This window comes from Streptococcus sp. HMSC076H09 (genome assembly GCF_001811765.1).
GTDB classification, from domain to species: Bacteria; Bacillota; Bacilli; order Lactobacillales; family Streptococcaceae; genus Streptococcus; species Streptococcus agalactiae.
Window position 1 is genome coordinate 11,822 of sequence record NZ_KV806590.1, and the last position, 20,787, is coordinate 32,608.

Genomic DNA, 20,787 nt, shown 5'->3' on the forward strand with positions numbered 1-20,787 from the left:
AAGTGTTTTCCTATTTAAATGTTATTCACCCATTCTGACATCTCTATATCATCTGGAACTAATTTTAAATAAGCCTTTCCTACTTCTTGTGCCTTATCAAGGTAACCAAATTCTCTCAAAATGTAAGCATAATCTTGTAAAAATTCTGGATTATCTTTTAAATCATTATACAAAGATTGATAATAGTCTACACTATCATCCATTTCTAAAGCCTTGTGTGCTTTAGCGATATTCCATTTTGCAAGGATATTTTCTAAATCATCATTGTCTAATTCCAAGACTTCCTCAAATCGCTCTTCTTCAAGATACAAATTTGACAATCTCATAACAATTTCATCTTGGTTTTCAGAAACTTTTTCAGCTTGTTTCAAATAAGACTCCGACGAAGAAACATCATGTAATTCATACGATAATTGTGAGGCTAGTAAGAGAAGTTGACCATCAAAACTATTTTTACGAAGACCTTGCTGAACTAGACGTAAAGCTTCTTCAGATTTATGCTCCTCACGAAGAGATAAACCATAGATATATTCATAGCCATCAAAGTCTGGATTAATAGTATCCAACTGTTTAAAATAAAGGTTAGCTTTTTGATATTCTTCTTGATCATAAAGGATTGTTGCTAACTCAAAAACTGTTAAATCATCATACTCAATGTCAACGGCTTTTTCTAAAAATTCGATAGCTGCATCAAATTTCCCCATAATAGCGTAGGATTTACCAATACGCTGATAAGTTGAAACCCCAGTCGTTTCTAAGATTTCTCGATTGTCAAGTGAAGCATATCCTTCTATCGCTTCTTGATAATGTTCCAAACTAAGGTTCATTTCAGCTAAACCAAATGTAACCAATGGGTCATCGCTAAGTTTGCTGGCTAGCAAAAGCTTTTCACGCGCAACATCAGTCAAGCCTTCCATATCATATAAGTCAGCCATAACAAGGAGGGCTGAAACATACTCTTGACTGTCTTCTGAGATATAATCTAAGTATAAGAATGCTTGTTCAATATCTCCATCTTCGGCAACAATTTGAGCTAAATTGATAGCAACTTCTGGATAATTTGGTCGGATTTGATCATAGAGACGTTTTGCTTGGGGTAAAAAACCAATACTCTCCAAATAAGCTCCTAGTTCCAATAAGACTTCCTCAGGATCATTTTTCAACGCTTTTTCGAAATACTTGTTAGCATGTTCTAAATCCTGATTTTGGATAGAAACAATCATTTTTTCACTATTCAACATTTTTAACTTCTTCACTTCTTTCTTCAGTAACAACATCTACTGTATATAGCCCACTGACAGCTTTGTACCAATCAAACAATTCTTTAACAACAACTTTGATAGATGCATAAATCGGAATACTGAGGAATACTCCCCAAACACCAAACATCGCTCCAGAGGTTAATAAAATAAACATAATTGTAATTGGATGAATGCTAAGTTTATTACCTAAAACCAAGGGTGAGACAAAGCGTCCCTCTAGAGTTTGCTCAATAACAAAAACAATCGCAACTTTAACAACCATAACAGGTCCTGCGACAAGCGCTAAGATAAACACTGGAATTTGGGCGACAAAACTTCCCAAATAGGGAACCATATTTAACACACCGGCAATAATCCCTAATGTCACGCCATATCTAAGGCCTATAATACTATACATTATTGAAAAAATAATACCAACAGTAATAGCAACAATGATTTGTCCTTGCACATATCCTGACATTTGACTATTCATTTCTCGCAAAATACGATCAGTTGGTTGGCGTAGTTTGGTTGGTAAAACCATTAAGAAACCATTCTTCATGTTGCGACTATCTCTTAAAAGATAAAACAAAATAAAGGGAGCCATGATTGTTGCTACTGTCACACGTGCAACTGTACTAGCTAAATTTCCTGCCCACTCTAAAACATTCTTTGAAAATTTTTCAGCATAAGAGACCGCTTGGCTACTGATATTAGATAACATGCTCGATATTTCCCCTTTATAAGATTTTAACCAAGGGTTGTGATCTATAAACGAACTTGTTTCCATTTGCACTTTATTCACATATGAAGGGAGATCTTCCATAAAATGGCGTAATTGATTACTCATCATGGGAATAAAACTAGACATTGCCCAAATTAACAGAAGGATTATAATAGTAAAAACTGATAATATCGCTGTTACACGCTTAATTCCCCGCTTCTCTAAAAATGTAACCATAGGTTTTAATAGGTAATAAAGCAATCCAGAAATTACAAGCGGCAATATCAGCACAGCAAGAAAATCAAACACAGGTTTAAACATAAAAGAGATTTTGGTAAAAATAAAAATCGTTAAAAATACCAAAAAGGTAATCATGAGAGCAATAACTGCTTGATTATTTAAGATCCATTTAAAAAACAAACTATTTTTAAATTCTTTTTCTGATGGTCGATTCATTCACATATCCTTTCAAGATGAATTCTAATTTTAATTCTCATTTATTATAACACGTTAAATTAAATTAAACTCAAAACAAGAGTGTAAAAAGTTAATTTTGAACGATTTTATGCACAACATGACCTGGCCATTCTATCAAATCCTGTGCTAAAAAATTAGGATTACAATCAATTTTTGTTAATTCTTTTATTGGAAGCCATACAAAATGTCGCTTATGCGTTCCTTCTTTGATAGATTCTGGCGCCTGACCCAAGAGATTAACAAAATATAAAAATTCAACTGAGTGATAATGATGTCTCTTAATATTAAACTGATTCTCAACAATATAGGCTAAATCACCAACTTGGCTGTGAAGACCTATTTCCTCAAGTACTTCTCTCGCAACAGCCTTATTGCTATCTTCTCCAACTTGAAGCGCCCCACCTGGCAAATAGTATTTATCGAGATGAGGAGCATATATTAATAGCAGTTTTTGATTTTCTATGATTAAAGCAGAAACTCTGACTCCGAATGTTTCGAGCTGGTCTCTAACCCTAAAATCTCTATTTTTCATAAAAATTAACCGTCTTTTCAATTAAATTTTGGTGTTCATCATAAACAAACTTAGCAGAAAAGAAAGGAACATCTTCTAAAATCCATTTAAAAATTTCGTAATCTCCTTGCCACGTTGGCTTAGAGAGAACTTGATCATATGGTACCCATTCTAAGGTTCCTTCTCGTGATTCATCATCTGAAATTAACTCTCCTTCATAATCTGTTACTTTAAAGACATAGGTATACCAATCATGACCTGGCGTAAATTCAGGAAAAGTGATGACTCCTTTAAAATCCATTTTTTTTACTGTTAAATGGGTTTCTTCTAGAATTTCACGCTTAGCACATTCATCCGGAGTTTCACCTGCCTCCAGTTTACCGCCTACCGAGATCCACTTTCCCTCATGAACATCATTCTCTTTTTTGTTGCGGTGCAATAGAAGTAATTCCTTGCCATTGTCAATGTAACAAATTGTTGCTAATTTAGTCATTTCAAACTCCTCTCATTCTCATATTATAACAAAAAATAGCCTTTATTTAGGCAATTTACTATCAAAGTAGCACACAAATGATTAAACAAATTATTTTGTTTACCAGTTATTTACTTTTCACTTTGATGACATTTTAAAGGTTCTTTATTATAAACCTTTAAAGCATGCTATAATTAGGAAAAACCGGTTTACAATTTTAAACCCTAAGGAGTAAAAATGGAAATCAAAAAGAAACATCGTATTATGCTTTATTCAGCCCTTATTTTAGGAACAATATTGGTTAACAATAGTTACCAAGCTAAAGCTGAAGAGCTTACCAAAACTACCTCAACGTCCCAAATAAGAGATACTCAAACTAATAATATTGAAGTTCTCCAGACTGAAAGTACCACTGTCAAAGAGACTAGCACCACAACCACACAACAAGATCTGTCTAACCCCACAGCTTCAACCGCAACTGCAACAGCCACTCATAGCACAATGAAACAAGTAGTAGATAATCAAACTCAAAATAAGGAGCTGGTGAAAAACGGAGATTTTAATCAAACTAACCCTGTATCTGGAAGCTGGTCACATACAAGCGCTAGGGAATGGTCTGCTTGGATTGATAAAGAAAATACTGCTGATAAATCACCTATTATCCAACGTACCGAACAAGGCCAAGTAAGCCTATCCAGCGACAAAGGCTTTAGAGGTGCTGTAACACAAAAAGTGAACATTGATCCCACTAAAAAATATGAGGTCAAGTTTGATATTGAAACAAGTAACAAGGCTGGACAAGCTTTCCTTCGTATTATGGAGAAAAAAGACAACAATACGCGACTTTGGCTTTCTGAGATGACCAGCGGTACTACTAACAAACATACCTTAACAAAGATATATAACCCAAAGTTAAATGTCTCCGAGGTGACACTTGAACTTTATTATGAAAAAGGAACTGGTTCTGCTACTTTTGATAATATATCAATGAAAGCAAAAGGCCCTAAAGACTCAGAGCATCCACAACCCGTCACAACACAAATTGAAGAAAGCGTTAATACGGCTTTAAACAAAAATTACGTTTTTAATAAAGCTGACTACCAATACACTCTAACCAATCCGTCTCTCGGGAAAATTGTTGGTGGAATATTGTATCCAAACGCTACTGGTTCAACAACTGTTAAAATATCTGATAAATCTGGTAAAATAATTAAAGAAGTACCGTTATCAGTTACAGCTTCAACAGAAGATAAGTTTACAAAACTCCTCGACAAATGGAACGACGTGACTATTGGTAATCATGTTTACGATACTAATGATTCGAACATGCAAAAGATTAATCAGAAATTAGATGAAACTAACGCCAAAAACATCAAAACTATCAAACTGGATTCTAATCACACTTTCCTTTGGAAAGATTTAGATAATCTCAATAATTCAGCACAGTTAACCGCTACTTATCGTCGTTTGGAAGATTTAGCTAAACAAATCACCAATCCCCACTCTACTATTTACAAAAATGAAAAAGCTATTCGTACTGTAAAAGAGAGTCTGGCTTGGCTTCATCAAAACTTCTACAATGTTAATAAAGATATAGAAGGCTCTGCCAATTGGTGGGATTTTGAAATCGGTGTCCCTCGCTCAATTACAGCTACCCTAGCTCTCATGAATAACTACTTCACTGACGCTGAAATAAAAACTTATACCGACCCAATTGAACACTTTGTTCCTGATGCAGGATATTTCCGTAAAACGCTTGACAATCCATTTAAAGCCCTTGGTGGTAATCTAGTCGATATGGGGCGCGTTAAAATCATTGAAGGTTTACTTCGTAAAGACAATACTATTATCGAAAAAACTTCTCATTCTCTAAAAAATCTTTTTACTACTGCTACTAAAGCTGAAGGTTTCTATGCTGACGGTTCTTACATCGACCATACGAATGTTGCTTATACTGGCGCCTATGGTAATGTTCTGATAGATGGTTTGACACAATTGCTGCCTATCATTCAAGAAACTGACTATAAAATCTCTAATCAAGAACTTGATATGGTTTATAAATGGATTAATCAATCATTTTTACCTTTAATTGTAAAAGGTGAGTTAATGGATATGAGTCGTGGACGCTCAATTAGTAGAGAGGCTGCTTCTTCGCATTCGGCTGCAGTTGAAGTTCTCAGAGGTTTCCTCAGATTGGCTAACATGTCTAATGAAGAGCGAAACTTAGACCTCAAATCAACTATTAAAACGATTATCACTTCAAATAAATTCTACAACGTCTTCAATAACCTCAAATCGTATTCCGATATTGCCAACATGAATAAGCTGCTTAATGACAGTACAGTCGCTACTAAACCTTTAAAAAGTAATTTATCAACCTTTAATAGCATGGACCGCTTAGCTTATTATAATGCCGAGAAAGACTTTGGTTTCGCGCTTTCATTACATTCTAAACGCACCCTCAACTATGAAGGAATGAATGATGAAAATACACGTGGTTGGTATACCGGAGATGGTATGTTCTATCTTTATAATAGTGATCAATCTCATTATAGTAATCATTTTTGGCCAACCGTCAATCCTTATAAAATGGCTGGAACAACTGAAAAAGATGCTAAGCGTGAAGATACAACTAAGGATTTCATGAGCAAACATAGCAAAGACGCTAAAGAAAAAACCGGTCAAGTTACAGGAACATCTGACTTTGTTGGTTCCGTCAAACTTAATAATCACTTTGCTCTTGCCGCTATGGATTTTACTAACTGGGATCGCACCTTAACAGCACAAAAAGGTTGGGTTATCTTAAATGATAAGATTGTCTTTTTAGGTAGCAACATCAAGAATACTAACGGCATTAGAAATGTTTCTACAACAATTGATCAACGAAAAGACGATTCTAAAACACCTTATACTACATACGTCAATGGAAAAACTGTTGATTTAAAGCAAGCAAGTTCTCAACAATTTACAGATACAAAGAGTGTCTTTTTAGAATCAAAAGAACCTGGTCGCAATATTGGTTATATCTTCTTTAAAAATAGCACTATTGATATTGAACGCAAAGAGCAAACAGGTACTTGGAACAGCATTAATCGTACTTCTAAAAATACCTCAATCGTTAGTAATCCTTTTATCACTATAAGCCAAAAGCATGACAACAAAGGTGATAGCTATGGTTACATGATGGTTCCAAACATTGATCGCACAAGTTTTGATAAATTAGCCAACAGCAAAGAAGTAGAATTACTAGAAAATAGTTCAAAACAACAAGTTATCTATGATAAAAACAGTCAAACTTGGGCTGTTATCAAACACGATAATCAAGAGAGTCTCATTAACAATCAATTCAAAATGAATAAAGCGGGACTTTACCTAGTACAAAAAGTTGGTAATGACTATCAAAATGTCTATTACCAACCTCAAACCATGACAAAAACAGACCAATTAGCTATCTAACTAGTCGTACATAAAAAACCTATCATCAAAATGATAGGTTTTTTGGTTCAATTACTTAATGACTTCTTGAGTTTTAGCATACTTGGCTTCTACAGCATCTTTTTCTGCTTTCCACCATGTCTCATTTTCTGTATACCATTTAATAGTTTCTTCCAAACCTTCTGAAAAGTTTGTAAATTGTGGTTCCCAACCGAGTTCTTCACGCAATTTTGTAGAATCGATAGCGTAACGAAGATCATGACCAGCACGGTCAGTTACGTGATCGTAAGCGTCTTTTGGTTGACCCATTTTCTCAAGGATAAGTTCAAGAACCTCCTTGTTGTTTTTCTCACCGTCGGCACCAATAAGGTATGTTTCACCAATACGACCCTTAGTCAAAATAGCCCAGACACCTGTTGAATGATCATTTGTGTGGATCCAGTCACGGACGTTTTTACCTTCACCATAAAGTTTCGGTTTGATTCCTGCCAAGATATTTGTAATTTGACGTGGAATGAATTTTTCGATGTGTTGGTATGGTCCATAGTTATTTGAACAGTTCGAAATGGTCGCTTTTACGCTGAAGGAACGTACCCATGCCTTAACGATAAGGTCAGAAGCTGCCTTAGTTGATGAGTAAGGTGATGATGGATTGTATTTTGTTTCAGCAGTGAATTTTTCACCTGGTCCTTCACCATTTCCTGGAAGGTCTTCACGAAGTGGAAGATCTCCATAAACTTCATCAGTTGACACGTGGTGGAAACGGATATCGTATTTACGAGCTGCTTCAAGCAAAGTGTAAGTTCCGATAAAGTTTGTATGGATAAATGGACTTGGATCTTCCAATGAGTTATCGTTGTGACTCTCAGCCGCATAGTGAACAATAGCATCCGCTTTAGCAGCCAATTTGTCTACCAATTCAGCGTCAGCGATGTCACCAACAACTAACTCAACACGATCACCAAGAATGGCTTCAATGTTAGCACGATTACCTGCATATGTCAATTTATCAAGGACAGTTACATGAACATCTGGGTGGTTATTGTAAACATAGTGTACAAAATTTGATCCGATGAAACCAGCTCCACCAGTTACGATAATGTTTTTATACATTTTTTTCTCCAATTTTTTATTAAGACTTGCTGTTATCCAGAGCAAACCTTTTTAGTGGTTCGCATTACGAACCATTTTATTACTTAATAATTTTTCTAAATAATCAATTTTTGCAAAGTCTTTGTGATTATTCTTATCTGATCGATAAGAATCTTTTGAGGATGCTTGGTATATTTTTAGGTATTGATCTAAAGTTGGTAGAAAATAGTGAGCGCCATTTGTCTCAATTTCTTCCAAGTCATCTATAGGTATACCTGCAAATTCTGGAAGTGAGTGGAGACCACCAAACTCAACAGAAAGGCCTTCTTTCTGGTATTCATGCTCATGACGATCTACAAGATTAAATCCTAGTTTTTCCATTATCACATTTATTTCAGCGAATTGGAAAATACGCCCCTCATCAGGTGCCTCCCATCCTCTAGGGTCACTAGGAACATGAATATCTAAGTCTCTAGCTTTCCAATCTCGACCTGTACGTACTTCTAAGCCAACCGATCCCATCAACAAAGGCGTAATCCCTATTAGATTCAATTCATTGGTGATAGTCAAAAAAAGATCAAACATTACAAATCTTCCTTCTTCAAAGGTTTTACATCTTTGAGAAGTGGGTGATTCTTATCTGCTTCTGAGACTTCTGCTTCTTCAAGGTTTTCCCACTGAATGCCTAGATTTGGATCTGCATAGTTAACGAAAGCATATTTTGGTTTGAGTTCAAGTGCCCAATAATCGTTAACGAGATAAGTATAAGCTGCTTTATCTGAAAGAACTTGGAAACCATTAGCAACGCCGCGTGGAACAAAGATACCCTTTGAGGCATCGATAATCGTTTGGTAAACGTTACCAAAACTGTCACCTTCACGGAGGTCAACCCAAGTACCGATCACACGTCCTTCATCAGCGATCGAAACATATTTATCCCAAGGTTCTGCATGGAGACCTCGCAAAGTATTTTTTTTGTTAAACGAAATATTATTTTGTAGTTTGTCTGCCTCAAAGAAGCTTTCTGGGAAACCAAGCGGTATCATTTTTTCTTTTTGAAAGTTCTCTTTGAACCATCCACGGTTGTCTCCACGAACGGGAATATCGAATTCCAACAATCCAGGAATGACTTTAATTGGACGACAAGTTAATTCTTTATCAAAAAATTGTTCAGTCATTAGGCTTCTCCAATCAAACGAAGTAGGTATTGACCATACTCATTTTTCTTAAGTGGTTGTGCCAACTCAAGGACTTGTTCACGAGTGATGTAGCCCATGCGGTAAGCAATTTCCTCAAGGTTAGCAACTTGAACGTTTTGCATGCGTTGTACTGTTTCAATATATTGTGCTGCTTCAAGAAGGCTTTCGTGAGTTCCAGTGTCTAACCACGCAAATCCACGTCCCATTAACTCAACTGATAAGTCACCTCTATCAAGGTAGGCTTTGTTAACATCAGTAATTTCAAGTTCTCCACGAGGGCTTGGCTTAATATTTTTAGCGATTTCAACCACATCGTTATCATAGAAATAAAGACCTGTGACAGCATAATTAGACTTAGGTTGCGCTGGTTTTTCTTCAATAGAAATGGCATTCATATCAGTATCAAACTCGACAACACCAAAACGTTCTGGATCTTTTACTTGATAGCCAAAGACGGTTGCTCCACTTTCTTTACTAGCTGCACGTTGTAGCATTACAGATAAACCTGGTCCATGGTAAATATTATCACCTAATACTAAGGCAACGTGATCATCGCCAATAAATTCTTCACCGATAATGAAGGCCTGTGCTAACCCATCTGGGCTTGGTTGTTCAGCATAAGAAAGAGAGATTCCTAATTCTGAACCATCTCCAAGCATATCTTCAAAGCGAGGCAAATCTTGTGGAGTAGAAATAATCAGTATTTCTTTTATTCCTGCCAACATCAAAACTGACAATGGATAATAAATCATTGGTTTATCATAAATCGGCATCAATTGTTTTGATGCAGCACGAGTTAATGGGTACAAGCGAGTACCTGAACCTCCCGCTAAAATAATACCTTTCATAGTAAGGTCTCCTTATTTATATTAATCCTACATATTATAACACTTTTTTTAAACGCTATCATCTACTAATCTTTTTCACGTATTTCGTAATATCGTAATCCTCTAAATTTAGCTGATTTTCTTTATTTAAGATTAATTGACATAATTCATAACCAATTAATGGGCCCACTGTTAAGCCAGTTGATCCTAATCCACTTGCAGCATACGCACCCTCCATACAAGGGACAGGGCCAAAAAATGGAGAAAAATCACTTGTATAGGCACGAATTCCAACACGTTCAGAAGTCGTATCTGCTTTTTTTAATTGCGGAAAATAGCCAATAGCTTGCTCTTCAAACTTGTCTAAGACTTTAAAATCAATGTTTAAATCAAAAGCCATATCATTTTCGTGACTTGCACCTACAGAGACTTTACCATTATCAAATGGGATAATATCTAGCTCACCTTCTGGCATTACAACAGGATATTTTCCTGTATTAATATTGCTAAAATAATAGTCTCGCAATTGCCCTTTTTGAGGGCGAACATCTACCTGATAGTTGTGCTCATCTAATATCTTAGCTAGCCAGGCTCCACTCGCTAAAACAAGTTTATCAAAATCAATTCCTTGAACACGAAAGCCATTATCAGTTATCGTAAAGTGAACTTCATCCTTGATGACATTAACACCACTTGCTTCTAACAATATTCGTGTTAAGTCCGCCCCTTCTACTCGTGCTCCTCCACTCGCATAAAGTAACTGTTCATAGCCATCTAACTCAGGAAAGTGAGTATTTGCTTCACTTTTATTTAGTATTTGTAAATCGCCTATTAGAGGAGATTCTAGTCGACGTTTATCTGCTAGTGCAAACAATGACTCTAACTGACTCTCGTCCTTTTTTAATAAGAAAACACCAGTTTGCTGATAAAATTTTATTTCAAAACCATCTTTTTGTAAATCCGTGACTAGATTTGAATAAAAATCAGCCCCCAACCTCGCCATGCGATACCAGGATTTATTACGACGTTTTGAAAACCATGGGCTAATAATCCCCGCAGCAGCCTTAGTTGCTTGTCCAACTCCATAATCAAAAACAGTAACCTGAATATCCTTTTCTTTTGATAAGTAATAGGCTAGTGTCGCTCCGACTGCTCCTGCACCAATAATTGCTATCTTTTTCATAATAGCTCCTACATATGGTAAAAGGGATTTGTTGGAGCTTTACTCTCTAAAACTGAAATATCCCAGTCTTTTTCAAGTTTCCACTGCTCAATCATAGTAGCTATTTTAGAAACAAATAAAACCTCAATATGATGACCTGGGTCAATCGCAAGCAAACCATTTGTGATCATTTCTTGTGCAGTATGATAATAAATATCTCCCGTTACAAAAACATCTGCTCCTTTTGCAATAGCTTCTTTGTAGAAACTTTGCCCACTACCCCCGCAAATAGCAACTCGTTGAATTTCAGGATTAGACTTATCATATGAAACTAAACGAACGCTATCTAAACCAAACACATCTTTAATTTTCCATGCAAAAAATTCAAAACTCTGGGGTCTAACATCACCAATGCGACCAATACCATAACCATTACTTGTCTCAGATAGTATATCGGGATATTGAATATCTAATAATTCACAAAACCAGTCGTTAAGTCCATTAGGAACGATATCTATATTAGTATGGCTCACATAAACAGCAATGTCTGATTTAAGAAGGTCTATATAAATCTTATTTTGCGGTGTTGCTACCAAATCCTTTAATGGACGAAAAATAGGAGCATGCTTTACAATCAGAAGATCTACTTGACGTTCAATTGCTTCAGCTACTGTGGTCTCTCGAACATCTAAAGCTACCATGACTGTCTTTATTTCTTTATCTAAAGATCCAATTTGAAGACCTGAAATATCTCCTTCCATAGATAATTCCTGTGGACAATAAGTTTCATATACATCAATAAGTTCTCTAGCTTTCATCAAGAACCTCCTTTATATCCTGTATTTTATCTTCCAAAATAGCGCGTTCTTCAATTTTACTATTAGGAATAGAGTTTAAAGCAAAAGTTAATTTATTAAGCTCGTTTTGCCATTTTTCTTTAAAAACCGTTGTGTTATTGGATAATAAAAATGGACCAAATCGCAATTCTTTAGCAGTTAAATTCATATGACCATGCTTAACAACTAAAATTTCATAGCATTTGTCATTTTCAGTCAAGATATCTTCTGCTACTATTTCAAAATCATTTGCAGCTAACCATTTTCTTAAATCATCTTCCCGATTATTAGGTTGTAAGACTAGTGTTTTAACGTGCTGAAGTTTGTCTATATCGTTATTCAAAATATCAGCAATCAAACGACCACCCATTCCACAGATAGTTATCGTATCAATATTATCTGCTTCTTCAAAAGCTGACAAACCATTTGCTAAGCGAACATCTATCTTTGAAGTGAGACCATGTTCTGAAACGTTTTTCAACGCAGACTGATACGGTCCATTCACCACTTCACCAGCAATGGCAAAATCACAGTATCCCATCTGCAACAAAAAAATAGGTAAGTAAGCATGATCACTTCCTACATCTAATAACCGAGCTCCTTTTGGAACGTAGTTTGCAACTTTTTGTAATCGTTTTGATAATTGTAAATCCATTGTATTTCCTTCAGTTTTTCTCTGTTAAAAGTATAACATCATTAACATCAAAAGAAAAGGAGCAGACCTAATGTATCAACCATTCTGTCTCCTCCTAGTAAACTTATTCCCATAAATTCATTGCATTTTTAAAATCATCCGAAATCGCTAAATCTTTCATTTGGTTATCTTCACGTGCTTGTTTTCTCTCTTCAATTTGTCGAAGTGTCGTCAATCCTTCACGCCGCCAATTGCGAAGGATAGCATTGATATAATTCCAACTTGTTTTCCCATTGAAAACCGCTTCTCTAAGAGCTGCCCTAACAATATCAGGATCTGTCTGATCTTCTTGCAGTGTCTTTTGTAAATCTTCTAATTCAAAAGGACTTAATAAGCGACCTAATTCACGTTCGAAGTCTCCTACTAAATCTTTCAGACGATTCGAATCAGAGGTTTTATTGTCTATTATTACTTGATTATCCTCTTCGAAAAGTTTATCTAATTTAGCAAACACAGGGCTTGTATCAAAGATAATCTCGATTTCATGATTCAACTCAATTGTTTTGACATCTAATAAACCTTGACTTGTTAAATTCGATATAGAACGATTGATATCTGCCACTGTTTTATCAAGTGATGTCGCAATACGGCTCGGTGTTAGATCGGATAAATTAGTTGTATTTTGTAAATAGAAAAATTGCCAAACTAAAAAATCGTCTGCTGTCTTAAAAATAGATTTAAAGTGAAAAAATAAAGCACTTGGTAGAGTCAATTGCCCTGACTGATATTGTTCCAAATAAGTCATAACCTTTCAAATCCTCTCTATCGTCCTAAAATTATGAAATGTGTAACAAAAAGCACCTCTCAACTATTATCATAGCACTTAGAGGCGCCCTTATCATTCATCTATCTTGAATAGGCCTTATCCTGGAAAGTTCATCAATACCTTAGTATCATAACCTTCAATAGCTTTACGACCATTTAATCCATCTAGTTCAACTAGGAAAGCACAGCCTGCGACAACGCCACCGAGTTTTTCAATCATTTCAATTGTCGCTTTTACTGTTCCACCAGTAGCTAAAAGGTCATCAACAATTAAAACACGTTGACCAGGTTTAATAGCATCTGCGTGCATTGTCAATGTATCAAGACCATATTCTTTTTCATAGTCAGCTGAAATAACTTCGCGTGGTAATTTACCTGGTTTACGGACTGGAGCAAAACCAATACCAAGAGCATAAGCAACTGGGCAACCAACAATAAAGCCACGAGCTTCTGGTCCAACAATCATATCAATATCTTTATCAGCAGCATATTGTACAATTTCACGAACAGCATAGCTGTATGCTTTACCATCAGCCATTAATGGGGAGATATCACGGAAAGTAATTCCTTCTTGAGGATAGTTTTCAATTGAAGCGATGTAATTATTTAAATCCATTTCACTTGTCTTTCTAAGGGGAAACCCCTAAAATGTTTTACTCTTCATTATATCATAAAATTAAATAAAATAGTACTGGAAACTTTAAAACCATATGCTAGTTTTGCATATGGTTTTAAAAATTAGGCATCTGTTACCTTGACAAAAGGTGCTCCAATATCAATTCTATCCTCACTATAATAGCTCTGTTCTTTCCAAAGTTGTGAAATTGGATACCAACCAGACAAGGACGGTGTGTAAGGGTCAGAGACATGTGTCAGTCCGTTATTATATCCTTTGAGAACGATTTCATGACTTCCATGAAGAACAAAAACATTATTTTGTACTGCCGCTAGGACATGATAACCATCCTTCAACGCTTGTACAAGGTTAGCTTGAGTTCCTAATGCAGTTGCAGTTACACCCCATTCTTTGGCTGCTTTTAAAATTCCTCTAGAAGTTGTTCCTTGAACACCACGATTAAATTCAACTGTCTTATGGTAAAGGTAATCTGCAATTTGCGTTGGTAAAACAGTTTCTCCTTTCAAAGAAGACAAAATCATAGCTAGAGAAGTTGGTACACAACCAGTTTCTCCTAAAGTTGCCATACCATATCTTCGACTTGCCCACCTTCCATCACGTTGGCTAAAGTAAGGAGTATTATAATTTGAATGTGCGACTTGTAGAGAAGTTTTTACCAATAATTGTTTTTGATTAGAAGCATTTTCCTGATAAACATGGATAAAGTATTTACCATTGTCTCTATGATTTGTAACATTAAATGTCAATGTAGCTTCATGATTTTTGGGTGTGACGGTATACCACTTAAGGTCATCCTGATTATTTTTATCTGACCAAATAGCAATTTTTAAATTCCCAGGACTAATAACATTTGTCACTCGTACATTATAGTTTCCAGTTCCCTTATAGGTCGTTTGGACAGTTACCGGTATTTTAGCAGTCTCAACTAATTTAATTTCGATTGCTTCAATTCGTTTTCCTTGATTAGTACTACCAGCGATGTTATTGTTATAAGTCCAATCCTGCCAACCATAATCTTGCATGTGAACTCGATACATCACACTATAGGTTTTCGATAGCAGACCTGTCAATCGCATCTGAATAGCTTCTACTTGTTGAGATTCATTTGGTACATTACTTTCTCTCCCTGAATTAACAACAGTTTGCCAACCTGAACTATTAAGAAAAGTTCTATATTCTATATTTCCTAGAGCTGTACTACCTAAGTTAAGTTTGATGGCTTTTATAGATTTTGAAAGTCCAATACTACCTCCTAATTGGCCTTCCAAAACCGTTGGTTTCCAACCATCTTTTTGAAGATAAGTTTGATAACTTAATCCAGGATGCTTCATTTCTAAGAATGAATGATCTGTTTTGGAACTAAAATCTGAAGCTTTAGCTACTAGTTTTACTTCCAAAGCCTCTAAACGTTTCGATTCTCCGACTGTACCTGCTACACTATTATTTTTTTGCCAAGCCATCCAACCTTTATCTTGGACGTGAGCGCGATAATAAATATCATAATTTTGTTTTAAATTCCCACTTAAGTCCAATTGAATAGCTTCTAGTCTTTTTCCTTGATAATCCTTACTTGTTTGACTACCTAAAATTTCTCCCCAACCTTTATCTTGTACATGAGTACGATAGAGAATGTCCCCATACTTCAAGGTGCTAAGAGTGAATTTTACTCCATCTAGGGCTTTGGATTCTCCTAAAGTTCCCGCCATTTGTCCTTCAAGTTTATTAGATTGCCAACCATTTTGGCCTACCTTAACCTGATAATTTAAGACAGGTCTCTCTTCCTTAGGTATAGTTGGTGTTAAAACAGATTGTCCTTTAAGGGTAAATTTTACTTCGTAAGCTTCAAGGCGCTTTGACATTCCCAAAGTTCCAGCGTAAGCTCCATTTTTAGCCCAAGCCATCCACCCTATATCTTGAACATGAACACGATAATAGACATCATATAATTTTTGTAAATTATCAGTAAGGTTAATGCTTAGTGCTTCAATAGGTCTACTCTGACCAACAGTACCACTAACTTGACCACTCTCTACTGAAGGTTGCCAACCTTGTCCTTTAACATAAGTTTTATAGCTAAGTTTTCCTGTTATTCCTTCAGGTGCTTTAATAGACAATTTTATTGCCTCAACCTGCTTTTCTTGTCCTACTGTTCCTGAAACTGTTGCATTATCAACCGACTTTTGCCATCCAATATCTTGAACATGAGCAGAGTAAGTCACTGTTGGTAATTGCTTTGTTGAATTTTGTTGAGTAATAACTTCACTATCATTAGCTACTTGATTAACATTAGAATTTGTTTGATTTGCTGAGTGCTCAGCAGTACTAGCTTTTACAACAACTTTTGAGCTAGCATCAAAGGTTTTGACTGGGGTAGCTGCTATCTCTCTAGGATTAGATGAAACAGATGTAGCAAAGCCTGTTTTTATTAAAGGCTCTGCACTATTTTTCATAGCCTCCGAGGAATTAACAGGTAACGTTAACTTGGAAGTATCCGAAATAGTCTGACTGCTATCAGTTTTCTCTGAGATCGTTGAAGTTACTGCTTCTGCCTGTTCTGCCTTGACATCTTGACCAAGAATTGCACTACCACCTAAAATAGTAACGATACCTGCAACGACCCAAAATTTACCTTTTTTGTACATCTTTTTTCTAACGATAGGTCTCATAGATTTTATCCTCACCTTTAATATTCTTTATCAAAAATTCCATTATCTTCTTAATTTTATTACATTTTAATAATATTTGCAATATTATTATTGAAATAACTTATTTATATGCTAAAAAAACCTCTTAAAAAGTGGCTTCTTTAGTATATTATCAACTCATCATAAAATCATATATTTCTTTAGGTGTCCCTAAAGTCATTAATTCTTGAAACTTAACTGTCTCTTTTAATTCTTGATAAATTTGACTCTCAGAGATATCTCGCTTTTCTGCTTCTTTATTGACTGTCATAATCCCCTCTGTAATCGTAACAAAATGTAGTTCTTCAAAAATTTGAATCATTTTAATTAATAAAATATCAGGGATATGAAGGTAGGAACTGAGCTCTTTTAACTTATAACGAACGTCAAATTCTGGGAATTGATATATTGTTTTATATAAACCAGCAAACTGATCACGTGTACCATAACCAGATATAAAATAATTTTTTGGTATCTCATTTTTAAAATAGATGGCATCAAACTGTTTACCTTGAGTCATTTGTTTTAATTCTTGTGGATGATCGGGAACAGTCAAAAGAATAACTTCTTTGCTCTGCTCTTCTTGAGACAGGATTGGCACTCCATGAGGTAAGCTACTTGCTTTGCTTCTAATATCAAATAATTGAATACCGTCTACACGCGCATCCTCCAACATTAATTGTAGGGTTGTGGCACCATTCCATTGATTAACAGATAAAGTGACAGCTAACTCCAAATGTTGTGCTTGTTGGAACTCTTGTAGTTGACTCCCCATATTAAATGCTACCAAATCAAGTGCTTGTCCATCTTGTTCTAGTTTTAATTTCAGATGAGCACCGTTTTGCCCCATGACTCTAGCTTGACTCACTTTAAAATCTTTTAACAAAAAGACTGGCTTTTTATTATCCATTCCAAATGGCGCTAACTTTTCAAAATCTCTAACAGTGTCTAAACTAAGTTCGTCAAAACGTAGCTCACTATCAATTGTCAGAGTTTTTTTCTGACTCATGTCCAATTGTTTTTTAGAGATATAGTCACATAAAACTTGAGAAAGATCACCCACCTTACTTTCCTCTAAAGTCATGCCTGCTGCTCCGCTGTGACCTCCAAAAGCAATGAATAATTCTCGATGCTGGTCAAAAGCTTGAAAAATATCAAGTGCTTCTACACTTCTGGCACTTCCTTTAGCAATACCATCTTCAATATTCAAAACAATAACAGGTTGTCCAGTTCTCTCTAAAATACGACCCGCCACAATACCTAAAACCCCTGGATGCCAATTTTCTTTTGCTAAAACTTGTACAGGCTTTGTTTGATCAAGCATTTGCATAGCTTGGTCAAAGATAGTTTGAACGATTTCTTTTCGCTCTTCATTTTTTTGATCAATCATTTGGGCTATTGCTTGAGATTCTTCATCATCAAACCCTGTCAGTAATTCAATAGCTGGATTAGGGTCATCAAGTCTTCCTAAAGCGTTTAATTGTGGAGCAATTTTAAATCCAATAGTTTCTTCATTTAGTGTTTTTAAATCAATATTTGATAGAGATATTAGCTCCTGTAAGCCTATTCTTTCACTATCTTTCATAACTTCAAGTCCAGCTTTTACCATGATACGATTTTCATCAGTTAGGCTAACCATATCTGCAATCGTCCCAATAGCAACCAAATCCAACATTTCTGTCGGGATTGTTTCTAAGAGAGCACAAGCTACTTTAAAAGCAACACCACACCCTGCTAAATAAGGAAATGGATAATTAGCATCAGGATGTTCTGGGTGAATAATAGCATAAGCACAAGGTAAATCTGCTGGCATACTGTGATGATCAGTAACTACCACGTCCACACCTTGATTTTGAGCATATGCAATTGCTTCATGCCCTGCCACACCATTATCAACCGTAATGATTAATGAAACATCTTGTTGTTCAATAAAATATTTATAAACACTTTCATTGGGACCATAACCATCTGTAAAGCGATTTGGGAGATAAACCTGGACTTCAGCTCCCATCATATTTAAAGCTTCTTTCATGATTGATGCTGATGTCATTCCATCAGCATCATAGTCTCCATAAACTAAAATAGTTTCATTATTTTCAATAGCTCGTCTAATACGATTAACAGCTTTATCCATATCATTTAACAAATAAGGATCATGGAGATTTTCCAAATTAGTTTGTAAAAAATGATGTAATTCCGCTGATGTCTTAATACCTCGCGAATAAATTAAGGAAGCCACCGCTTCACTTATCTTTTCTTTTTTTGAAGCCTCAAAAAAGCCAGCGTCTGGCTTTTGGTTATTGAGGACCCAACTATACTTAGCAGATATCATTTATAATTGAATACCTTTCTAGCAAAATAATCAGCTGTTTTTGGAAATAAACTATAACATTTATGCGCAAAAGCTAATATAAAAGGAAGATTTAATTCTCTCTTATTTTTTCCAAGAATAGAAACTAGTTTTTTAGCTACTTTTTCTGGTGTTAGAGCAAAACGACCTATACTTGCTAAATAATCGCCACTTGGATCAGCCTGAGCAAAAAATCCTGTTTTGATTGGTCCAGGGTTTACACTTGTCACATAAACATTTTTTTCTGCTAATTCTAAACGAAGAGCATTCGAAAATCCAACGACAGCAAACTTACTAGCCCCATAAACGCTAGCTTTACTTGTTGCTATGAGGCCAGCCATGCTTGCAATATTAACGATATGACCAGATTTTACAAGAGACATCTTATGTCCTATCTGACGAGCTATAGACATCGTTGCAAATGTATTCACAGCAAACATGTCTTTGACTTCTTCACCACTATAATCCCAAAATTCTTTAAAAGAACCAAATCCAGCATTATTAATTAAAATATCAATTTGACCAAATTCACCATAAATTTTTTCAATCGTATTCGTTACAGCATTGTCATTAGTTATGTCTAGTGATAAACATAAGGTATTTGGTCTCTTTCCATAAAGCTTTTCAAGTTTTTCTCTTGATCTCCCTGTGACAATTAAATGGTCGTCTTGAGGTAATTGGTTAATAATTGCCTGTGCTAAACCACCAGAAGCACCTGTAATCAGTATCGTTCTTGCCATTTTATATACCTACTTCTTCCAAATCTCTAACAAGATGGGTATTTGAAAAAATCGTCTTTGCATCTTCTTCCATTTGCCAACAATCTCGCCCCATAAAACGAGCACTAACATGATTTAATAATAGTCGTTTAGCATTTGCTTGTTTAGCGATATCAGCTGCTTGCATATTGGTTGAATGCCCATGCGATTTAGCAATTCGCTCATCACCCTTACCATAAGTAGATTCGTGAACTAAAACATCAGCGCCCAAAGCTAACCTAATACTTGCATCTGTTTTTCTAGTATCTCCCAAAATAGTGATTACTTTACCCTTTTTCGGTTCAGAAATATAATCTTTAGCAATAATTTCTCTACCATCTTCTAAGGTAACATTCTCACCATTTTTGACTTTCCCAAAAAGAGGACCAAATGGAACACCTGCTAGTTTCAATGCTTCAGCATCTAAAGTGCCCTCAAGATCTTTTTGCACAACACGATATCCCATACAAAAGATAGTATGATCTAGCTTTTCTGCATAAACGGTAAATTTATCTGTTTCCATAATTTTTCCGAGTGATGATTCATCAAACTCGTGAAAATGGATTCGATAAGGTAAACGTGAACCTGATGTCCTTAAGGCAGTCATAACAAAACTTTTTATACCAACCGGTCCATAAATATCTAAATCTGTCTGCTCTTCATTGGCTTGAAAAGCCCGACTGGATAAAAAACCTGGAAGACCAAAAACATGGTCTCCGTGCATGTGCGTGATAAAAATTTTTTTAACTTTACGAGGTTTAATCGTAGTTTCTAAAATTTGACGCTGTGTACCCTCTCCACAATCAAACATCCAAACCTCGTTAATTTCATCTAATAATTTCAAGACTAAACTTGAAACATTACGAGCTTTCGCTGGTTGACCAGCTCCAGTTCCTAAAAATTGAATTTCCATACTTGTTGAC

18 protein-coding genes are annotated in these 20,787 nt (G+C 35.6%); 1 reads left to right on the forward strand and 17 read right to left on the reverse strand.

Annotated features, from left to right (window positions below; all coding sequences use genetic code 11):
* Positions 1-14: 14 nt before the first annotated feature.
* The 4 genes from HMPREF2818_RS01195 to HMPREF2818_RS01210 form a co-directional block, all read right to left on the reverse strand.
* Complete coding sequence (locus tag HMPREF2818_RS01195; protein WP_000934876.1) at positions 15-1,241, reverse strand: tetratricopeptide repeat protein; 1,227 nt, start codon at positions 1,239-1,241, stop codon at positions 15-17.
* Complete coding sequence (locus HMPREF2818_RS01200; protein WP_001081540.1) at positions 1,231-2,421, reverse strand: AI-2E family transporter; 1,191 nt, start codon at positions 2,419-2,421, stop codon at positions 1,231-1,233. Before HMPREF2818_RS01200 ends, HMPREF2818_RS01195 begins: the two co-directional genes overlap by 11 nt.
* Positions 2,422-2,512: 91 nt before the next feature.
* Positions 2,513-2,974 carry an NUDIX hydrolase gene (locus tag HMPREF2818_RS01205; protein WP_000796045.1) on the reverse strand — a complete coding sequence of 154 codons (462 nt, stop codon included), beginning with the start codon at positions 2,972-2,974 and terminating at the stop codon, positions 2,513-2,515.
* Positions 2,964-3,446 carry an NUDIX hydrolase gene (locus HMPREF2818_RS01210; protein WP_000163512.1) on the reverse strand — a complete coding sequence of 161 codons (483 nt, stop codon included), beginning with the start codon at positions 3,444-3,446 and terminating at the stop codon, positions 2,964-2,966. The genes HMPREF2818_RS01205 and HMPREF2818_RS01210 overlap by 11 nt, the downstream gene beginning before the upstream one ends.
* 216 nt (positions 3,447-3,662) lie before the next feature.
* Here HMPREF2818_RS01210 and hylB point away from each other — a divergent pair, with 216 nt between their 5' ends.
* On the forward strand, positions 3,663-6,881 hold the full coding sequence (gene hylB / locus HMPREF2818_RS01215; protein WP_000403403.1) for a hyaluronate lyase: 3,219 nt from the start codon (positions 3,663-3,665) through the stop codon (positions 6,879-6,881).
* A 51-nt stretch (positions 6,882-6,932) separates the two neighbouring features.
* Here hylB and rfbB read toward each other — a convergent pair whose 3' ends face one another.
* The 13 genes from rfbB to rnz all read right to left on the reverse strand — a co-directional run bounded on the left by rfbB (position 6,933) and on the right by rnz (position 20,777).
* A complete protein-coding gene (gene rfbB, locus HMPREF2818_RS01220) occupies positions 6,933-7,973 on the reverse strand; it encodes a dTDP-glucose 4,6-dehydratase (protein ID WP_000277598.1) in 1,041 nt (346 codons plus the stop codon).
* Between the two features lie 51 nt (positions 7,974-8,024).
* Positions 8,025-8,537 carry a hypothetical protein gene (locus HMPREF2818_RS01225; RefSeq protein ID WP_000459888.1) on the reverse strand — a complete coding sequence of 171 codons (513 nt, stop codon included), beginning with the start codon at positions 8,535-8,537 and terminating at the stop codon, positions 8,025-8,027.
* The gene (locus tag HMPREF2818_RS01230) at positions 8,537-9,130 is read right to left on the reverse strand and encodes a dTDP-4-dehydrorhamnose 3,5-epimerase family protein (protein WP_000139165.1); all 594 of its coding nucleotides are present in this window, start codon (positions 9,128-9,130) and stop codon (positions 8,537-8,539) included. The genes HMPREF2818_RS01225 and HMPREF2818_RS01230 overlap by 1 nt, the downstream gene beginning before the upstream one ends.
* Entirely contained in the window at positions 9,130-9,999 is an 870-nt protein-coding gene (gene rfbA, locus HMPREF2818_RS01235; RefSeq protein WP_000676115.1) for a glucose-1-phosphate thymidylyltransferase RfbA, read from the reverse strand. The genes HMPREF2818_RS01230 and rfbA overlap by 1 nt, the downstream gene beginning before the upstream one ends.
* 58 nt (positions 10,000-10,057) lie before the next feature.
* Positions 10,058-11,161, reverse strand: coding sequence for an NAD(P)/FAD-dependent oxidoreductase (locus HMPREF2818_RS01240; protein WP_000716842.1), 1,104 nt, complete (start codon positions 11,159-11,161; stop codon positions 10,058-10,060).
* An 8-nt stretch (positions 11,162-11,169) separates the two neighbouring features.
* Positions 11,170-11,958 carry a Nif3-like dinuclear metal center hexameric protein gene (locus HMPREF2818_RS01245; RefSeq protein WP_000647414.1) on the reverse strand — a complete coding sequence of 263 codons (789 nt, stop codon included), beginning with the start codon at positions 11,956-11,958 and terminating at the stop codon, positions 11,170-11,172.
* Complete coding sequence (locus HMPREF2818_RS01250; protein WP_000365677.1) at positions 11,948-12,631, reverse strand: tRNA (adenine(22)-N(1))-methyltransferase; 684 nt, start codon at positions 12,629-12,631, stop codon at positions 11,948-11,950. Before HMPREF2818_RS01250 ends, HMPREF2818_RS01245 begins: the two co-directional genes overlap by 11 nt.
* Before the next feature lie 103 nt (positions 12,632-12,734).
* Positions 12,735-13,415: a DnaD domain-containing protein gene (locus HMPREF2818_RS01255; protein WP_000221657.1), complete on the reverse strand. Its 681-nt coding sequence runs from the start codon at positions 13,413-13,415 to the stop codon at positions 12,735-12,737.
* A 117-nt stretch (positions 13,416-13,532) separates the two neighbouring features.
* A complete protein-coding gene (locus HMPREF2818_RS01260; RefSeq protein ID WP_000365343.1) occupies positions 13,533-14,051 on the reverse strand; it encodes an adenine phosphoribosyltransferase in 519 nt (172 codons plus the stop codon).
* A gap of 122 nt (positions 14,052-14,173) precedes the next feature.
* Positions 14,174-16,738, reverse strand: coding sequence for a GBS Bsp-like repeat-containing protein (locus tag HMPREF2818_RS01265; protein WP_001247526.1), 2,565 nt, complete (start codon positions 16,736-16,738; stop codon positions 14,174-14,176).
* Positions 16,739-16,889: 151 nt separating this feature from the next.
* Positions 16,890-19,088, reverse strand: coding sequence for a single-stranded-DNA-specific exonuclease RecJ (gene recJ, locus HMPREF2818_RS01270; RefSeq protein WP_000622242.1), 2,199 nt, complete (start codon positions 19,086-19,088; stop codon positions 16,890-16,892).
* Positions 19,085-19,846, reverse strand: coding sequence for an SDR family NAD(P)-dependent oxidoreductase (locus HMPREF2818_RS01275; RefSeq protein ID WP_000124588.1), 762 nt, complete (start codon positions 19,844-19,846; stop codon positions 19,085-19,087). Before HMPREF2818_RS01275 ends, recJ begins: the two co-directional genes overlap by 4 nt.
* A 1-nt stretch (position 19,847) precedes the next feature.
* Positions 19,848-20,777: a ribonuclease Z gene (gene rnz / locus HMPREF2818_RS01280; RefSeq protein ID WP_000405386.1), complete on the reverse strand. Its 930-nt coding sequence runs from the start codon at positions 20,775-20,777 to the stop codon at positions 19,848-19,850.
* Positions 20,778-20,787: the final 10 nt, after the last annotated feature.